Genomic DNA, 16,848 nt, shown 5'->3' with positions numbered 1-16,848 from the left:
CGGCCAGCGCGCCCCAAACAAGCATGCACAATTTATCTCCCCCCTCTTCCGGCCGCGCGCGCGTAGCCGTGATCGGCGCCGGCCCGGCCGGCCTGATGGCGGCCGAAGTGCTGGCGCAGCAAGGCGCAGACATAGATGTCGACATCTACGACGCCATGCCTTCGGCCGGCCGCAAGTTCCTGCTGGCAGGCGTCGGCGGCATGAACATCACGCATTCCGAACCGCAGCCGGACTTCCTGCCGCGCTACGGCAACCGCCGCGAACAACTGGCGCCCTTCATCCGCCGCTTCGACTCGGACCGCCTGCGCGCCTGGATCCACGCGCTCGGTATCGACACCTTCATCGGCAGCTCCGGCCGCGTGTTCCCGCTTGAAATGAAGGCAGCGCCGCTGCTGCGCGCATGGCTGCATCGGCTGCGCGAATCGGGCGTACGCTTCCACATGCGGCACCGCTGGCTGGGCTGGAACGAAGACGGTTCGCTGCGCCTGTCGGCGCCCGGAGGCGAGATCAGCGCACAAGCCGATGCCGTGGTGCTGGCCCTGGGCGGCGGCAGCTGGCCGCACCTGGGTTCGGATGGCGCCTGGGCGCCGCTACTGCAGCAAAAGCAAGTCGAAGTAGCGCCGCTGCAGCCCTCCAATTGCGGCTTCGACCTGGCCTGGAGCGAACATTTCCGCGAACGCTTCGCCGGCGAGCCGGTCAAGCCGGTGGTGGCCAGCGTGGCCCTGCCCAGCGGCGGCATGCACAACCGCCGCGGCGAGTTCATCGTCACCGCCGACGGCATCGAAGGCAGCCTGGTCTACGCCTTGTCGGCCAGCCTGCGCGACGCCATCGCCGCCGACGGGCAGGCGCACCTGTACCTCGACCTGTTGCCCGACTGGACGCTGGAAAAGGTACAGGCCGAACTGGCCCACCCACGCGGCGCGCGCTCCATGTCCAGCCACCTGCAAAGCCGTTTGCATCTGAAAGGCGTCAAGGCCGGCTTGCTGCGCGAACTTGTCAGCAAGGAAGACTTCGCCGACACCGCCAAACTGGCGCGCGCCATCAAGGCGCTGCCGCTGGCGCCGACGCGTCCGCGCCCGATCGAAGAAGCCATCAGCAGCGCAGGCGGCGTCAGCTTTGAAGCACTGGACGACGCATTGATGCTGCGCGCCCTGCCCGGCGTATTCTGCGCCGGCGAGATGCTGGACTGGGAAGCGCCCACCGGCGGCTACCTGCTGACCGCCTGCTTCGCCACCGGCCACGCCGTCGGCGCCGGTGTATTACACTGGCTGTCCACCCGAGAGCAGCAAGAGGAGCCACTGACGTGAGCAGCGAAGAACGCATCATCGATATTGAAATGAAGCTGGCGCACCAGGAGCACCTGGTCGACGAGCTCAACCAGGCCGTTTATCACCAGCAAAAGAAGATAGACGAACTGGAAATGCTGCTGGGTGCGCTGGCCAAGCGCTTCAAGGAGCTGGCCGACACCAGCCAGGATCGCGCCGCGGCCAACGAGAAGCCGCCCCACTACTGATCCGCGGGCGGCGTCCTGCCGCCCTTCCCCCCGCCATGCAATCCGATCGCCGCCGCATCGCCCACATCGACATGGATGCCTTCTATGCCTCGGTGGAGCTGCTGCGCTATCCCGAGCTGCGCGGCCAGCCGGTGGTGATCGGCGGCGGTGCGGCCACCAGGCCGGTCGAACTGCCCGACGGCAGCCGGCAATATTTCCGCATGCGCGACTACGCCGGACGCGGCGTAGTCACCACCTCCACCTACGAGGCGCGCGCACTGGGCGTATTCTCCGCCATGGGCATCATGAAGGCGGCACAACTGGCGCCGGACGCCATCCTGCTGCCGACCGACTTCGAGGCCTACCGCAAGTATTCGCGCCTGTTCAAGGAGGCAGTGGCCGGCATCGCGCCGCAGATCGAGGACCGCGGTATCGACGAGATCTACGTCGACCTGTCGGCCTGGCATGACGAAGCGGAAGAGGTCGCTCGCCGCATCAAGCAGGCAGTGCATGCCGCCACTTCGCTGACCTGCTCCATCGGCGTGGCCCCGAACAAGATGCTGGCCAAGATCTCGTCCGAACTGGATAAACCCGATGGACTCACCATCCTCACCCGCGACGACATCGAACGCCGCATCTGGCCGCTGGCCGCGCGCAAGATCAATGGCATCGGCCCCAAGGCCGCCGAGAAACTGGCTGCGCTCGGCATCGAGACCGTGGCCGACCTGGCCCAGGCGCAGCCCGAACTGCTGCGTGCGCACTTCGGCCGCAGCTACTCGGAATGGCTGGGGCGCGTCGCGCAGGGTATCGACGAGCGGCCGGTGCAGACCTATTCCGAACCCAAATCGATCAGCCGCGAGACCACCTTCGAACGCGACCTGCATGTGCGCGCCGACCGCGTCCAATTATCGGAGATCTTCACCGCGCTATGCGTGCGCCTGGCCGATGACTTGAAACGCAAAGGCTATGTCGGACGCACCATCGGCATCAAGCTCAAGTACGCGGACTTCCATGGCGTCACGCGCGACGTCACGCTGCCGGAACCGACCGGCGATGCCGCCGCGATCCGCCAGGCCGCCGGCGAATGCCTGCGCCGCGTTCCGCTGGAAAAGAAACTGCGCCTCCTGGGCGTGCGCGTGGGCACCTTGTCGCGCAAGGACGAGTTGGCTGCAGAACCACGTGCAGCGCAAGGCGAACTCCCCTTCTCCTGAAGCACCTCCGCATCGCGATTTAATCATGCAACGTGGACAATCCGACATCGCTTGGCCTGGGCCAGACGTGTAAAATGGCTGCTTTTGCCCGGAACGTTATGTGGTTTAAGAACCTCCAGATTTATCGCCTGCCCGCACCATGGGCGATCACCGCCGACGAGCTCGAATCCCATCTCGCCCCACAGGCATTCACCGCTTGCTCCAGCATCGAAATGCAGAGCCAGGGTTGGGTCTCGCCCCGCAACAACGAGAAGCTGGTGCACGTCGTGAACCGCCAGTTGCTGTTGCAACTCTCCACCGAAAAGAAACTGCTGCCCTCGACCGTGATCAACCAGGTCACCAAGGCGCGCGCGGCCGAGCTGGAAGAACAGCAAGGCTTTCCGCCGGGCCGCAAGCAGACCAAGGAATTGAAGGAACAGGTCACCGACGAGCTGTTGCCGCGCGCTTTTTCCATCGTGCGCAGCACCTGGGTCTGGATCGACCCGGTCAACGGCTGGCTGCTGGTCGATGCCGGCAGCCCCGGCAAGGCCGAGGAAGTGTTGAAGCTGCTGTTCAAGGCCATCCCCAAGTTCCCGCTGGAAACCTTGCGCACCGCGATGTCGCCCGGCGCCGCCATGACCGACTGGCTGGCCAGCGACGAGGCGCCCAATGGCTTCACCGTGGACCAGGATACCGAGCTGCGTTCCACCGCGGAAAGCAAGGCTACCGTGCGCTATGTGCGCCACACGCTGGAACCGGAAGACGTGCGCCGCCACATCGAATCCGGCAAGCAATGCACGCGCCTGGCGCTGACCTGGGCCGACAAGGTGTCCTTCGTGCTGACCGAGAACCTCTCGGTCAAGCGCATCGCGCCGCTGGACGTGCTCAAGGAAGATGCCGACTTCACCGGCAAGAACGAAGATGAACGCTTCGACGGCGATTTCATGCTGATGACCGGCGAGCTGTCCAAGCTGCTGGCGTCGCTGGTGGAAGCGCTGGGCGGCCAGTTGAAGGAAAACGACGGGACGATGGCGCAGGCAGCATAAGCTGTGGGCATATCGCCATCCGTCGAATGAAAAAGGGAGCAATGATTGCTCCCTTTTTCTTTGGTCCGCGCTGAACGACACGCCCTCAGGCTACCCGTTTCGCCGCCTTGCGCCGAACCGCTACGGCCTCGCCCTTGCGTTCCGCCAGCACGCTCTCCAACGGCAGCATCGCATGCCGCAAGGTAGCCGCCAGCCGCGCGTTGGACACGCCGTCGCGCGCGCCCAGCGCCATCCCGTTCAAAAAACTGGTGTAGAAGTCGCCCAGCGCCGTGACGTCGGCATCGGCGCGGATCTCGCCATCGCGCTGTGCCTGCTGGAGACGCGCGCGGATTTCGTTGCGGCGCTTGTGGCGGCGTTGCGAAAGCGCGTCACTGTGTTCTGCGTTCTCGGGAGCACAGTTGATCGCCGAGATCACCACCAGGCATCCCCTGCCCGCCGGCAATCCAGATACGCTGCTCTTGCCTGAATACATCTGCACGCTGGCGCGCAGCATCGCGTACAGGTCTTCATAAATGCCGTTGCCGGCCTGCAATTCACGCAAAGGTCCGGCGCTGACGGTGCGCGAATAAAAATCCACCGCCTCGCGGAACAATGCGTTCTTGTCACCGAAAGCCGCGTACAGGCTGGGGGCCTTGACGCCGATCGCCTCGGTCAGGTCAGCCATGGTGGTGCCTTCGTAACCCTTGCTCCAAAAGACCTGCATGGCCTGCTGCAGCGCCTGCTCGCGGTCAAAACTGCGGGGGCGGCCGCGTGTTCGTATCATCGGTGTTCCTTTATTGCCTGGTTGCCTTGTTTCTGTTGCGGTAGCTCCCGCAGTGCGCAGTGTAGTTTATTTTAATCTGCATTACAAAAATATCGGGAATTGCTCTTGAAGAAACTCCCGCAGGTTCTTATTATCTAATCCTCGTTACAGAAATGTGGCGGGAATGGCGGCATAGGAGCACAACTCTTGTCCTGCCGCCAACAAGACGGGCGCCGGACCGAAGCAAAAAGGCGCCCTTGCAATCAACTAAAAATCATTTCATCACCATCCACGCAACAGACTGAGGAATGACGGCACCCACTGAAAGGATATGCCATGAGCCGCAAGACCCGAATAGAAAACTACCGCAACATCGGTATCAGCGCCCACATCGACGCGGGCAAGACCACGACCACCGAGCGCATCCTTTTTTATACCGGCGTCAACCACAAGATCGGCGAAGTGCATAACGGTGCTGCCACCATGGACTGGATGGAGCAGGAACAGGAACGCGGCATCACCATCACCTCGGCCGCTACCACTGCCTTCTGGAAAGGCATGGCCGGCAATTATCCCGAGCACCGCATCAACATCATCGACACCCCGGGCCACGTCGACTTCACCATTGAAGTCGAACGCTCGATGCGCGTGCTGGACGGCGCCGTGATGGTGTACGACGCGGTAGGCGGCGTGCAGCCGCAGTCCGAGACCGTCTGGCGCCAGGCCAACAAGTACAAGGTGCCGCGCATCGCCTTCGTCAACAAGATGGACCGCGTCGGAGCGGACTTTTTCCGCGTGCAGCGGCAGATCGAGGAACGCCTGAAGGGCAAGGCCGTTCCCATCCAGATCCCGGTCGGCGCCGAAGACCATTTCTCCGGCGTGGTCGACCTGGTCAAGATGAAGGCGATCATCTGGGACGAAGCCAGCCAGGGCGTGCTGTTCAAGTACGAGGACATTCCGGCCGAGCTGGAGGACAGCGCACGCCAGTGGCGCGACAACATGGTCGAACAGGCCGCCGAGGCCAGCGAGGAATTGCTGGAGAAATACCTCTCCGGCACGCCGCTCTCCGAGGATGACATCAAGCACGGCCTGCGCCTGCGCACCGTGGCCAACGAGATCGTGCCGATGCTGGCCGGCAGCGCCTTCAAGAACAAGGGTGTGCAGGCCATGCTGGACGCGGTGATCGACTACCTACCCTCGCCTATCGATGTGCCGGCGATCGCCGGCCATGCCGAAGACGACTCGGAAATCGAACGCCATCCGTCCGACGATGAGCCGTTCTCGGCACTGGCCTTCAAGATCATGACCGACCCGTTCGTGGGCCAGTTGACCTTCTTCCGCGTCTACTCGGGCATCATCAATTCGGGCGACACCGTGTACAACCCGCTCAAGGGCAGGAAGGAACGCCTGGGCCGCATCCTGCAGATGCACGCCAACGAACGCAAGGAGATCAAGGAAGTGTTCGCCGGCGATATCGCCGCCGCGGTCGGCCTGAAGGACGTGACCACCGGCGATACGCTGTCGGATCCGGAGCACCCGATCATCCTGGAGCGCATGGTGTTCCCGGAACCGGTGATCTCGCAAGCGGTGGAACCGAAGACCAAGGCCGACCAGGAAAAGATGGGCATCGCCCTGAACCGCCTGGCGCAGGAGGACCCGTCGTTCCGCGTGCATACCGACGAGGAATCGGGCCAGACCATCATGTCAGGCATGGGCGAGCTGCACCTGGAGATCCTGGTCGACCGCATGCGGCGCGAGTTCAGCGTGGAGGCCACCGTCGGCAAGCCGCAGGTGGCCTACCGCGAAGCGATCCGCAAGGCAGTGGATGACGTCGAAGGCAAGTTCGTCAAGCAATCGGGCGGGCGCGGCCAGTACGGCCACGTGGTGCTGAAGCTGGAACCGCAGCCGCCCGGCAAGGGGTATGAGTTCGTCGATGCGATCAAGGGCGGCGTGGTGCCGCGCGAATTCATCCCGGCGGTCGACAAGGGTATCCAGGAGTCGCTGAAGGCCGGCGTGCTGGCGGGTTACCCGGTGGTGGACGTGAAGGCCACGCTGACCTTCGGTTCCTACCACGATGTCGATTCCAACGAGAACGCCTTCCGCATGGCCGGCTCGATCGCCTTCAAGGAAGCGATGAAGCGCGCCGGGCCGATCCTGCTGGAGCCGATGATGCAAGTCGAGGTGGAAACGCCCGAGGAGTTCATGGGCAACGTGATGGGCGACCTGTCGTCCCGCCGCGGCATGGTGCAGGGCATGGAAGACATGGTGGGCGGCGGCAAGCTGGTGCGCGCCGAGGTGCCGCTGTCGGAAATGTTCGGCTACTCGACCACGCTGCGCTCGCTGACCCAGGGCCGCGCGACCTACTCGATGGAGTTCAAGCACTACGCGGAGGCGCCGCGCCAGGTGGTGGACCAATTGAGCGGCAGCAAGGCCAAGGGCTGATCTTCTTCGGCACGCCAAAACCGGTGCATCTTGCGATGCATCGGTTTTTTTTCGTAGCGTCAGGTGAACATGTCCGGCTGCGTCGCCACCAGATGCTCGTAGATGGGCTGGAAATGCAGCCAGCCGATGTAGTCGCTGCCGACGTGTTCGCGGCTATAGCGCGCCTTCTCCGGCGGCACCAGCCTGGGTGTCTGGCCGCTGGCGGAAATCAGCAGTTGCTGCTTGCAGCAGCGCTCCAGCGCGATGAACCAGAACGCTGCCGATTCGATGCTGTGGCGGCTGGCGGTGAGCAAGCCGTGGTTCTGGTGGATCGCCGCCTTCACGCCGGCAAACGCGTTCGCCACGCGATGCCCGGCCTTGACCTCGACCGCCACCTGGCCTGCCTCGTCGCCGATCACCACGTGGTCTTCATAGAAAGCCGCGGCATCCTGGCTGATCGGCAGCAGCGGCTGGCCCAGCGCTGAAAACGCGGTGCCGTATTCGGTATGGGCATGGCACATCGCCACAATCTCAGGATGGGCCTCGTGCACGGCGGCATGCAGCACGAAGCCGGCGCGATTGACCGCATAGTCGCCCTCCACCACACGGCCCTCGTGATCGACCAGGATCAGGTTGGACAAGCGCACCTGCGCGAAATGCACGGCCATCGGATTGGTCCAATACAAGTGCGGATGCTCCGGGTCGCGGATGGTCAGGTGGCCGGCAAAGCCATAATCGAAGCCCTGCTGCGCGAAGGCGCGGCAGGCGGCGACCAATCGCTTCTTCAGATGCAGGCGCTGTTCTTCATGGCTCTTGAAATCGGGAATGTCGGGAAATTTCAGTCCCAGCTGCTCGGGCTGGTAGACAGAGGTGCGTTTGACGCTGTCGAGCATGGGGTCTCCTCAGATGTTCTGGTTGTGAAGGCCTATGGTGGCAGTTGCCGCCGGCGTTGACAAAAGACGTGTTTTCACCGATTGTTGAATCAGGCTCAACCATACCTTCATTGCCGATGCGCAAGCTCCCATCCTTCTTTTCGCTGCGCGCCTTCGAGGCTGCCGCCCGCCTGGGCAGTTTCACGCTGGCAGCCGAAGAACTGCACCTGACCACTTCCGCCATCAGCCACCAGGTGCGCGCACTGGAACAATGGTGCGGCAAAGCCCTGTTCATCCGCCAGACGCGGCGCGTGACGCTGACCATGGAAGGCCAGCTGCTGCAGAACAAGCTATCCCCGGCCTTCGATGCCATCGAAGATGCCTGCGCGGCCTTTCGCCCGGGCGATGGCCGCAGCGTACTGGCGGTGCATTGCGCCCCCAGCTTCGCCAGCAAATGGCTCAGCCCGCGGCTGGCGCAGTTCATGCAGGCGCATCCCGACATCACCCTGCAAATGTCTTCCAGCGCCGAACCAGCCGACCTGGCGCGCGATGGCGGCGCCGACATCGACATCACCTATGGCCCGCCCCCGCATCGGGAAGGCGTAACGGTGGAAGCGCTGGGCGATGAAACCACGCTTCCCCTATGCTCGCCGCACCTGCTGGAGCGCCACCCGGTGCAGCAAGCGTCCGACCTGCTGCAGTTGACGCTGATCGAATCCAAACTCAATCCCGTGCGCTGGAAGGATTGGTTCGACCTGCACGGCATTCGCCTGCCGCCGCGCGACCATCCCTCCTTCGACCGCGGTTCGCTGGCAGTGGCCGCCGCGGTGGATGGATTGGGCGTGGCGCTGGAGACGGCACGCTTCGCCGAGGCCGAACTGGCGCGTGGAGAACTGGTGGTGGCCGGGGGTGGCAAGTTCGAGACGATTCGACGGGAGATGCACTTCCTGTGCTATCGGCGGGGAGATGCGGGAGCCAAGGGAATCAAGGCTTTCCGGGAGTGGATTGCACGGGCGGCAGATGGGACGGACGATTTGCCGATGTTGCTTCCGATATGAGCAGAATCCGGACGACAAAAACAAAAAGGGCCTGCTCAATGAGCAGACCCTTTTATCTGGCGAAGCGGACGGGGCTCTCCTACATGCTGCAGGCCGCGGAATCGCTTGCAAGCGATTCCCTTCTCGCCCCGCCGCAAGCCGCGTAAGCGGCTTGCCCCACTCCGCTTCCAATCCGGAAGATTCGCTACGCGAATCAAGGCGTAAACGTAAAAACGCCCGCTTACGCGGGCGTTTTTATCTGGCGGAGCGGACGGGGCTCGAACCCGCGACCCCCGGCGTGACAGGCCGGTATTCTAACCAACTGAACTACCACTCCTAAAACCGTCTTCAGCTGTTGGTTCTCGCTGAAAGACCGCTATTCTATAAGAGGCTTTTCAGAAAATCCAGCGTTTTGTCGCGCTTTCGCCAAAATTATTTACGCCTTGAACTTGCCCTCAAACGCCAGCTTGGAGAGCGGTTCACGCGGGCTGGGCAATTCGCGGGCTTGCAGGCCTTCCGGCAGGATGGATTTGTCACCCAGCTTCCCGATGGCGACGGCGGCTTCCACCGCGTATTCAGGCGGCACGTTCAGTTCCACCCGCGCCTTCTCCTTGTCGAAACCGGCCATGCCGTGCGCATGCCAACCGGAGATGCTGGCTTGCAGGGCCATGTAGCCCCAGGCCGCGCCGGTATCGAAGGAATGGGTGCTGGCCGGCACCGCTTCGGTGGCGCCCGGCGGAACCATCACGGTACGCGACAGGATCACGATCAGCACCGATGCCTTCTCGGCCCAGCTACGGTTGAATTCGTTGAGCAGGCCCAGCAGGCTCTCCCATGCAGGCGTGCCGCGGCGGGCATAAACGAAGCGCCAGGGTTGCGCATTGTAGGCCGAGGGCGCCCAGCGTGCCGCTTCCAGGAAGGTCCGCACGGTTTCTTCCGAAATGTCGGCGCCAGTGTAGGCGCGCGGCGACCAGCGGTTGATGAAATGCGGATCGATGGGGTAATCGGCGAGACGTGGATTGGAAGACATGCGGACTCCTGTGGATGGGTCGTGAAAAAAATGCATCTTAGCAGCGGCGGATCATTCCTGCAGGCGAGCTCTTCAGTGCCCCAATGAAAACGGAGCGCGTGAAGCGTGTCCACCATCCAGGGGGATGCATAGGGACGTAAAAAAGCCCGCGTACCTTGCGGCTCGCGGGCTAAATCCAATTCTCAGGGGTGATGAATTGGAGGGGGAGGAACTTCAGAATATCCATCTCCCTCCTGCACCACTATCGTTTTTACACGCTGTAACATTCGCCGTGAAGTTTTATCAACTAATCAAGCATTTACGTACGGATAGCAACTTCTTGTTACGTCCATCAGTGCTTTGTCAGCATGAACGGTGTCCGTCACTTCAATACGGAATCTGGTGAACCGACGCAAAATCGTGTCGGTTCATGGCTTGTGGAAAGGTGCCATTGATTATAGATCTGGCCGAAGTCCACTCCTTGCCGGGCTGTCGATTGCATGAGCATAATAAGCAAGGGGTTATCGATTCACATGCCTGCCCGAGCAATCCGTTGAATAACCATCAGGCTCATAAGAAAGAAAACTGTTATGCCGTCAAAAAATCCACATTCAAAGCGTGTCATCCTCGCAGTCGTTGCCCTATTTCTTATGGCAGGGCTTTTCCCACAAATGGAGTGGGTTCAATCACATTTCCCTGCCTTTATCTACAAACTCATCGCGGGCCTACTCCTCGGAATGGTAGCCTCAATTTCCTATGCAACTCTCAAGTACGTAGTAGGCGAATACCGTAAGGGTGGAATAGAAGCAATTGAACCAGAGCCTGGGTGGCGCTGGATCACCATCATTTTCTATTCCCTCATCCTCATCATTGGTTTGTTCATTTGGCTGGCAGGTTGGGAAGGTACAAACACTGGCGCCGTCTATGGATTTGGCATATTTCTCGGTGCCTTACTAATTGATGCCGGATTTGGCCCTCTCCTCGAAAAGAGTGAGCAGGCCTAACATTCATTTATGCATTAGAAATCGGGGGTAACTCTTGTCTCATAATAACCATGGCACCCAGAAAGGTGATGGCAGCCTGAATGTCGGCGTAGGCGACTTTCGAGGAGCAAACATAAATGTCGGAGGAAGCGAAAAGCAGGCATTTACCCAGGAACAGATGAGCATTACGCGCCACCCAACTCTTGGGGGGCGCAGCATCAAGAGCGGAAGCCTTAATGCTTTCGGCATCGTCACCGGGATAGCCAGTCTAATTGGACTTTATTTGACCCTGTTCTCGGCTTTTCCGCAACCAAAGTACGCCTCATGGTCAACCTTGTTTTTATTCTCGCTGGCCATAGCGATCACTATGTTTATTATTTCCGCGACCTTAAAGCGAAGGAAATTTGAGCCATTCCTATTCCGGAAGTACTACCTAGAGGCAGATACTCAAGGCGGACTGTATCTCAACAGCTTTACGGCCACCTGCCCTTGGTGCAGCTCTAAAATGAACCTTCGAAATGTCGGCCCGAAGAATGGACCGCGAGATGATCTATTTATTTGCGAACGCAACCCCAAGCAACACACGATATTGCTCGATCCAACTGTTCTATCTGATATTGATGAGCAATGATGCTAAACCATTCTTTCCAGCAGACCGCCCAAAGCTGCACTTTTGGCGGCTGCTAAATCCAAGCAATAAGCCGTCCAGTTCGATGGCTGGAATACTCACTATTTTCCAATACAGAAGCGCGAGAAAATTACTCCCAGCAAATCATCCGGCGTGAACTTGCCGGTGATGCTCGACAACCGCTCCTGCGCCAGGCGCAGCTCTTCCGCGAACAAGTCCAGCGCATGCTCGCCCGCCTCGTTGTCGAGCGCGGCGTGTGCGGCTGCGTGCGCCAGGTGCTCGTCGGCCGCCTTCAGTGCCAGCAGATGGCGTTCGCGCGCGAGATAGCGCGACTCCACCGTCTGCTGCCATCCGGCGATTCGCAGCAGTTCTGCGCGCAGCATGTCCACGCCCTGCCCTTCCGATGCGGAAATATAGACGTGCGTCGCATCCGGCATCTGGTCCACCGCGGCCTTGTGGCCGGAACGGTCGATCTTGTTCCAGATGCGGACGATGGGCACGCCTTCAGGGAAGCGCGATGTGATCTTCTCATCTTCCAGCGTGGGGCCGAGATCGGCGTCGAGCATGTGCAGGATGACGTCGGCCTTGGCCACTTCAGCCCAGGTGCGCTCGATGCCGATGCGCTCGACTTCATCGGGGCCGCTGCCGTCTTCACCCGCCTCGCGAATGCCGGCGGTGTCGATGATGTTGAGCGGCATGCCTTCGATCAGGATGGTCTGCGTGACCTTGTCGCGGGTGGTGCCGGCGATCGGTGTGACGATGGCCACGTCCGATCCGGCCAGCACGTTCAGCAGCGACGACTTGCCCACATTGGGCTTGCCGGCCAGCACGGCATTCAAGCCGTCGCGCAACAGCGCACCTTGGGCGGCATGCTTGAAAACGTCTTCCAGGGTCGCACGAATTCTTGCCAGCTGGCCGCGCGCGTCGGATTGCTTGAGGAAATCGATTTCCTCTTCCGGGAAGTCGAGCGTGGCTTCCACCAGCATGCGCAAACTGGTGACCTGTTCCACCAGTTCATGGATGACTTTGGAGAACGCGCCGCTCAAGGATTCGGATGCCGACTTGGCGGCTGCTTCGGTCGTGGCCTCGATCAGGTCGGCCACCGCTTCGGCCTGGGCCAGGTCGATCTTGTCGTTGAGGAAGGCACGCTGGGTGAACTCGCCCGGCTCGGCCAGGCGCAAACCAATCTCGGCACCGGCCTCCAGGCAACGCGCCAGCAGCATCTGCATCACCACCGGACCGCCATGGCCCTGCAGTTCCAGCACGTCTTCGCCGGTGTAGGAATGCGGCGCCGGGAAGTGGATCGCCAGGCCCTGGTCGATCGGGCTGCCGTCGGCACGGCGGAACGGCAAATAAGTAGCATGGCGCGGCGCCAGGCGCTCGCGGCCGCACAGCGCGGCAATCACCGGCGCCAGGTTCTTGCCGGAAATGCGGACTACGCCGATGCCGCCGCGTCCGGGTGCGGTGGCGATGGCGGCGATAGGAGAGGAATCGAAAGTCATCGTGTGAGTCATTTATTGTCGTAGTGGCTTTTGCGGTGCCCGCCCTTCCTTAAAACTCGGCACAACCACAATGTTAAGGCCTGTGAAGAATTCGCGACCGAAAAAAAACCCGTGATTTCCCACGGGTTTTTTCAGGATCAGTCCCGGCGCACCGGGATTGGCGCAACGATCCGATTACTTGGTCTTGCCTTTTTCGATGTTCTTGGTGATCACCCATTGCTGTGCGATCGACAGGATGTTGTTCGTCACCCAGTACAGCACCAGGCCGGACGGGAAGAAGAAGAACATGAACGAGAACACCAGCGGCATGAACATCATGACCTTGGCCTGGACCGGGTCCGGCGGGGTCGGGTTCAGCTTGGTCTGCAGGAACATCGAACCCGCCATGATGATCGGCAACAGGCCGACCGGCATGTTGAAGTAAGGGATGGTGCCGAACAGCGTATCCGGGGCGGTCAGGTCATGGATCCAGCCCAGCCACGGCGCGCCGCGCATTTCCACCGATGCCAGCAGCACCCAGTACAGCGAGATGAACACCGGGATCTGGATCGCGATAGGCAGGCAGCCGCCCAGCGGGTTGATCTTCTCGGTCTTGTACATCGCCATCATTTCGCGGTTCATGGCCTGCGGATCGCCCTTGTGGCGTTCGCGGATGGCCTGCATGCGCGGCGAGACCGCCTTCATCTTGGCCATGCTGCGGTACGAAGCGGCCGACAGCGGGAAGAAGATCAGCTTGATCAGCACGGTCAGCAGGATGATGGTCCAGCCCCAGTTGCCGACCAGCGCGTGGATGTGGGTCATCAGCCAGAAGATGGGCTTGGCGATCAGGGTCAGCCAGCCATAATCCTTGACCAGTTCCAGGCCGGGAGCGGTGGCTTCCAGCACCTTCGACTCTTGCGGGCCGGAGTACAGGTGGGCGTCCATGGTCACCGAAGCGCCAGGCGCCACGGTGCCCAGCGGCAGGATGGTGCCGACCGCGTACAGGTTGGTGGCGACCTTCTTGGTGAAGATATCGCGCGGCGCCTGCTGCGGCGGGATGAAGGCCGAGACGAAGTAGTGCTGCACCAGCGCGATCCAGCCGTTGTCGGCCTTGGTGGCGTGCTCGGCCTTGCCTTCTTCGATCTTCTCGAAGGTCATCTTCTGGAACTTGCTGGCGTCGGTGTAGACGGCCGGACCGGTAAAGGTGCTGTAGAAGTGCGATTCGCCGCCCGGCTTGTTGCCGTCGCGCAGCAGTTGCAGGTACAGCGAAGGATTGATCGCTGCACCGCTGTCGTTGGTGACGGTGTGCTTGAGGTCGATCAGGTAGCTGTCGCGCTTGAAGGTGTAGGTCTTGGTCAGCTTGACGCCGCCTTGTTCGGCTTCCAGCACCAGTTGCACTTCATTGCCGTTGTCCAGGGTGCGCACACCCGGCTTGGCAGTAAACAGCGACTTGTGGTTGGGGAAGGCGCCGCCGATCAGGCCGGTTTCAGCCAGGTAGGTGTGGGTTGCGCCCGAGTCGAACAGCACCAGGTTCTTGCTCGGGTCGACCACGTCGCGCTGCTTGAGCAGTTCCAGGCGCTTGAGTTCGCCGCCCAGGGTGTCGATGTCGGCCTTGACCACGTCGGTGGTGATGGTGATGGTCTCGCCCTTGCCAGCCGGTGCGGCGGACGCGTCGGCGGGAACTGCGGCAGGCGCCGATGTTCCGGCCTGCGGCACCGGCGAGCCGGACGGGCTGGCGACCGGGGCCGCAGGATTGGCTGCCTGCTCCTGAGTCTGGTTCGCCGATGGGAAGAACATCGACTGATGTCCGTTATGGCGCATCCAGCCATCCCAGAGCAACAGCAAAGAGAAGGAGAATACAACCCACAGGACGGTACGTTTGATATCCATATGCGTATTGGTTAGTTCAGGAGTGACTGCAACCGTCAGCGGCCACAGCAGGGGGAACTCGCGCCGCACTGCTCTGCGGCGAAGAACGTTGGGAAATCAGGGGAGCCTCAATTGCCGCCTTGCCGTCATCCTGGCAATCGGCGGCGCCGGGCGAACCGGGAACAGGATCGAGGCCGCCGGGATGCCAGGGATGGCATTTGCACAAGCGCTTGCCCGCCAGCAAACTGCCTTTGAGCGCACCATGCAGACGTACTGCCTCGGCGGCATAGTCGGAACAACTGGGATAAAAACGGCAATTCTGCCCGAGAAAAGGGCTCACTCCCAGCTTATAGGCACGTAACAGCAGGAGCAAAGGCGTTTTCATCACTTCCGACTTCCTATTTCCTGGCAAACGCTGGCGCGTTCGGCAAAAAGGCGAACAACTGCGTCAGCTCGGCCCGCAAAGCAGTCTTGAGCGCCGAGTTGGTTGCCGCATCCCGTTTGGTGTTCACAGGCCGGGACAAACGCACGATGCAGTCAACCGCCGGCAAGGAAGCCTGGCGGAACAGTTCCCGCGTGGCGCGCTTGATCGTATTGCGCGTTACCGCACGCGGTGCAAAACGCTTGGCCGCCACCACACCCAGGCGGGCATGCGGCAAGTTGTTGCGGCGCGCGTACAACACGAAATGCTCCGTACGATGGACGGGGCGCAAACGAAAAACGGATGAAAACTCATCCGTTTTAACGATTCGCCGATCGCGTGGGAAAAGCGTAGAGAGCGTAGGAAGTACGTCCGTCACGCGATGCAGCAGCGCACTGTCGTAGCTGATTAAACAGCAGCCAGACGCTTGCGGCCCTTGGCGCGGCGAGCGTTGATGACGGCACGGCCGCCACGGGTTGCCATACGAGCGCGGAAACCGTGGGTACGCTTGCGACGCACGACGGAAGGTTGGTAAGTACGTTTCATGTTGGACTCGCTTAGTTGGAATGCTTATTCAGCAAACAGCAAAAATAAATCGGAATTCTGGAACCGCTTTCAATGTGCCTGTTCCGCATCACCGATGCCCTGCTGTCCATTACCACGGCAGCCCCGCATCGCTGACACCATTTGTCGGCCCCTCTTTGTCTTCGCGTCTTCTTGTCTTTATACGTTGGTATTCCGACTCGCTGAAAGCTGAAAGAGCACTGCGACGGCACCGTGCGCAATTCTTCAGATGGTGAACCCTGAATTAGACTGCATTTTCCATTTACCTGTCAATGACTTATCTGCTTTTGGGCGCATCCTGATCGTCCGGCAGGCAGGTCCGGCCATACCGGCGTGGCAAATTTTCCAAACAGGCAATGGCTCACACAAAAAAGTTTCCTCCATGTCATTACTTTTGCACCAACTATCATTACTATCTACTGCGCACGAAAATGATGCATCAAGGAAATACAATCGTGCGGCATGCCATCAAGCCTGAAAGCCGTCCGCCCAATATGTTCTAAAAGATTTCGACAGCACGTCTTCATATTAAAGAACCGCTTTATCGCACAGCAGCATGCATGCCCCGCATATCGACATGCGGAAAAATCCGATGCCGGCCGAAGGCCTGCGATCCGCCAGCGCCGCAGGCATCGCAAATGAGGCTGAACAGCAACACTTGGCGAACCTGCCCTGCCGCGGTTACAAAAAAGGCCCCGCTGTTACGCAGCGAAAAGAACATTGCCCAGGCCGCAGCCGGCCACATCGCGGCACAGCATATCGCTACACGCGCACAAGAAGTCCCCCATCTGGCACGATTCCAGCTATAACTAAAGCGAGGGATGCGCGCGCATATGGGTGACGCAAAAGACCGGCAAAGCGTGCGCGGCTGGAGGGCAGGCCGAAAGCTCCGTTGCTGCGCCGTTTTTCCATATTGGCGGTCAGGTTTTTCCTGGTGGCGTGGTGCGCAAAAATAGCGCACCGTAACGTCAACCGCAACGCCTTGCTGCACATTGAGAGAGCATGGGAGAAAGGGGATTCATCGCGCAATCCGACAGCATGCCGGCAGCCCGTTTCTGCAAGAAGAGATGCAAAACACAGGGTGTTTTCCATT

17 protein-coding genes and 1 tRNA gene are annotated in these 16,848 nt (G+C 60.8%); 8 read left to right on the top strand and 10 right to left on the bottom strand.

The features are described 5' to 3' along the window. Positions 1-23: 23 nt before the first annotated feature. From AKL28_RS08915 to AKL28_RS08900, 4 genes are all read left to right on the top strand, one after another. A complete protein-coding gene (locus tag AKL28_RS08915) occupies positions 24-1,307 on the top strand; it encodes a TIGR03862 family flavoprotein (protein ID WP_050467769.1) in 1,284 nt (427 codons plus the stop codon). A 29-nt stretch (positions 1,308-1,336) separates the two neighbouring features. Beyond that, a complete protein-coding gene (locus AKL28_RS08910) occupies positions 1,337-1,513 on the top strand; it encodes a SlyX family protein (RefSeq protein WP_402700285.1) in 177 nt (58 codons plus the stop codon). 35 nt (positions 1,514-1,548) lie between these two features. After that, positions 1,549-2,703: a Y-family DNA polymerase gene (locus tag AKL28_RS08905; protein ID WP_050467767.1), complete on the top strand. Its 1,155-nt coding sequence runs from the start codon at positions 1,549-1,551 to the stop codon at positions 2,701-2,703. 98 nt (positions 2,704-2,801) lie between these two features. Then, complete coding sequence (locus AKL28_RS08900) at positions 2,802-3,728, top strand: recombination-associated protein RdgC (RefSeq protein ID WP_050467766.1); 927 nt, start codon at positions 2,802-2,804, stop codon at positions 3,726-3,728. A gap of 85 nt (positions 3,729-3,813) precedes the next feature. On the opposite strand, the gene AKL28_RS08895 is transcribed toward AKL28_RS08900, so the two are convergent. Then, entirely contained in the window at positions 3,814-4,491 is a 678-nt protein-coding gene (locus AKL28_RS08895; protein WP_050467765.1) for a TetR/AcrR family transcriptional regulator, read from the bottom strand. 315 nt (positions 4,492-4,806) lie between these two features. Here AKL28_RS08895 and fusA point away from each other — a divergent pair, with 315 nt between their 5' ends. Next, positions 4,807-6,912 carry an elongation factor G gene (gene fusA / locus AKL28_RS08890; RefSeq protein ID WP_050467764.1) on the top strand — a complete coding sequence of 702 codons (2,106 nt, stop codon included), beginning with the start codon at positions 4,807-4,809 and terminating at the stop codon, positions 6,910-6,912. 59 nt (positions 6,913-6,971) lie between these two features. On the opposite strand, the gene AKL28_RS08885 is transcribed toward fusA, so the two are convergent. Then, on the bottom strand, positions 6,972-7,784 hold the full coding sequence (locus AKL28_RS08885; protein ID WP_050467763.1) for a class II aldolase/adducin family protein: 813 nt from the start codon (positions 7,782-7,784) through the stop codon (positions 6,972-6,974). Positions 7,785-7,900: 116 nt separating this feature from the next. Between AKL28_RS08885 and AKL28_RS08880 the strand changes: the two genes are divergently transcribed. Beyond that, entirely contained in the window at positions 7,901-8,821 is a 921-nt protein-coding gene (locus tag AKL28_RS08880; protein WP_050467762.1) for a LysR substrate-binding domain-containing protein, read from the top strand. Between the two features lie 239 nt (positions 8,822-9,060). Here AKL28_RS08880 and AKL28_RS08875 read toward each other — a convergent pair. Continuing rightward, positions 9,061-9,137: transfer RNA gene (locus tag AKL28_RS08875), tRNA-Asp, on the bottom strand. A gap of 99 nt (positions 9,138-9,236) precedes the next feature. Beyond that, positions 9,237-9,830 carry a nitroreductase family protein gene (locus AKL28_RS08870; protein WP_050467761.1) on the bottom strand — a complete coding sequence of 198 codons (594 nt, stop codon included), beginning with the start codon at positions 9,828-9,830 and terminating at the stop codon, positions 9,237-9,239. Between the two features lie 569 nt (positions 9,831-10,399). Here AKL28_RS08870 and AKL28_RS08865 point away from each other — a divergent pair. After that, the gene (locus AKL28_RS08865) at positions 10,400-10,813 is read left to right on the top strand and encodes a hypothetical protein (RefSeq protein WP_156226278.1); all 414 of its coding nucleotides are present in this window, start codon (positions 10,400-10,402) and stop codon (positions 10,811-10,813) included. Between the two features lie 34 nt (positions 10,814-10,847). After that, positions 10,848-11,423, top strand: coding sequence for a hypothetical protein (locus AKL28_RS08860; RefSeq protein ID WP_156226277.1), 576 nt, complete (start codon positions 10,848-10,850; stop codon positions 11,421-11,423). A gap of 98 nt (positions 11,424-11,521) precedes the next feature. Here the strand turns inward: AKL28_RS08860 and mnmE are convergent, their stop codons facing one another. The 6 genes from mnmE to AKL28_RS24370 all read right to left on the bottom strand — a co-directional run bounded on the left by mnmE (position 11,522) and on the right by AKL28_RS24370 (position 16,847). Further along, on the bottom strand, positions 11,522-12,922 hold the full coding sequence (mnmE, locus tag AKL28_RS08855; protein ID WP_050467758.1) for a tRNA uridine-5-carboxymethylaminomethyl(34) synthesis GTPase MnmE: 1,401 nt from the start codon (positions 12,920-12,922) through the stop codon (positions 11,522-11,524). Positions 12,923-13,096: 174 nt separating this feature from the next. Next, the gene (gene yidC / locus AKL28_RS08850) at positions 13,097-14,791 is read right to left on the bottom strand and encodes a membrane protein insertase YidC (RefSeq protein WP_050467757.1); all 1,695 of its coding nucleotides are present in this window, start codon (positions 14,789-14,791) and stop codon (positions 13,097-13,099) included. 16 nt (positions 14,792-14,807) lie between these two features. Beyond that, the gene (yidD, locus tag AKL28_RS25375; RefSeq protein WP_082221425.1) at positions 14,808-15,155 is read right to left on the bottom strand and encodes a membrane protein insertion efficiency factor YidD; all 348 of its coding nucleotides are present in this window, start codon (positions 15,153-15,155) and stop codon (positions 14,808-14,810) included. 13 nt (positions 15,156-15,168) lie between these two features. After that, positions 15,169-15,570 (bottom strand): ribonuclease P protein component, encoded by a 402-nt coding sequence (rnpA, locus tag AKL28_RS08840; protein ID WP_082221424.1) that lies wholly within the window; start codon positions 15,568-15,570, stop codon positions 15,169-15,171. 29 nt (positions 15,571-15,599) lie between these two features. Further along, positions 15,600-15,737, bottom strand: coding sequence for a 50S ribosomal protein L34 (gene rpmH, locus AKL28_RS23865; RefSeq protein ID WP_006461360.1), 138 nt, complete (start codon positions 15,735-15,737; stop codon positions 15,600-15,602). 780 nt (positions 15,738-16,517) lie between these two features. Next, positions 16,518-16,847: a hypothetical protein gene (locus AKL28_RS24370; protein ID WP_156226276.1), complete on the bottom strand. Its 330-nt coding sequence runs from the start codon at positions 16,845-16,847 to the stop codon at positions 16,518-16,520. Position 16,848 lies beyond the last annotated feature (1 nt).

The sequence above is a fragment of the Herbaspirillum chlorophenolicum genome (assembly GCF_001189955.1).
Classification (GTDB): Bacteria; Pseudomonadota; Gammaproteobacteria; order Burkholderiales; family Burkholderiaceae_D; genus Herbaspirillum; species Herbaspirillum chlorophenolicum.
The sequence above is the reverse complement of the archived record's forward strand: the minus strand, read 5'-3'. Positions and strand labels throughout refer to the sequence as shown.